2 protein-coding genes are annotated in these 1,052 nt (G+C 56.1%); both read right to left on the bottom strand.

Annotated features, from left to right (window positions below):
• Nucleotides 1-878 (bottom strand): adenosylhomocysteinase (locus tag AXF19_RS11165; protein WP_237141604.1); only part of this gene is annotated, 878 nt, incomplete at its 3' end.
• A gap of 13 nt (nucleotides 879-891) precedes the next feature.
• A partial coding sequence (locus AXF19_RS14040) for a cob(I)yrinic acid a,c-diamide adenosyltransferase (protein ID WP_172837388.1) occupies nucleotides 892-1,052 on the bottom strand: 161 nt, incomplete at its 5' end.

The raw sequence follows: 1,052 nt of genomic DNA, 5'->3' as shown, positions 1-1,052 counted from the left end.
CCGGAGTTCGCCATCATTGCGCCGTCCTTCATCACATCGAAGTGACGCTTGCAAAGGATGTCCTTGTTTCCCGTGAGCGTCAGGAAGATATCACCAACCTTTGCGGCTTCATCCATCGGCATGACATAGAAGCCGTCAAAAACAGCCTCGATTGCCTTGATCGGATCGACTTCCGTGATGATGACGTTCGCGCCGAGTCCGCGCGCGCGCATGGCGCCGCCCTTGCCGCACCAGCCGTATCCGGCGATGACAACAGTCTTGCCCGCAATGACGAGGTTCGTCGTGCGCATGATTCCATCCCATGTGGACTGCCCCGTACCGTAGCGATTGTCAAAGAGATATTTGCAATATGCGTCATTTGCAGCAATCATCGGGAATTCGAGCTTGCCCTGACGCTCGAGCGCCTTCAGGCGGTGCACACCTGTCGTCGTCTCCTCCGAGCCGCCGATCAGGTTTGGAAGCAATTCGCGGCGCGTCGTATGCAGCATATCGACCAGATCGCCGCCGTCGTCAATGACGATATCGGGCTGAATATCCAGTGCACGGTTGAGGAATACATCATACTCATCCTCCGTGCATCCATGCCATGCAAAGACGTGAACGCCTTCCTCCACGAGCGCCGCCGCCACATCGTCCTGCGTGGACAGAGGGTTGCTTCCCGTGACGGCAACGTCTGCACCTGCGTGCTTGAAGATTGTCGCCATATAGGCGGTCTTTGCCTCCAGATGGAGTGTGATGACCATCTTGATGCCGGCGAACGGCTTTGTCACTGAATACTCCTTGTCGGCAGCCGCCATGACCGGCATAAAGCGCTTCACCCAGTCAATTTTTGCATGACCTGACGGCGCCAGCTTGATATCGCGAATCATCGATTCCATGTAAATATCTCCTTCAATTTTCAATCCCTTTGCGCGCACTGATTCCTCGTTCGTAGTAGTGGCGCACTTCCCGCATTTCCGTAATCAGATCTGCACGGTCGAGCAGCCATTGCGGCGCATTGCGCCCCGTGCAGACGAGTTCCATCTCCGAAGGAAGCGCGTGCAGCAGCTCTT

This window comes from Selenomonas sp. oral taxon 126 (genome assembly GCF_001683335.1).
Classification (GTDB): domain Bacteria; phylum Bacillota; class Negativicutes; order Selenomonadales; family Selenomonadaceae; genus Centipeda.
Note: the sequence above shows the minus strand (reverse complement) of the source record. Positions and strands in the feature narration are given on the sequence as shown.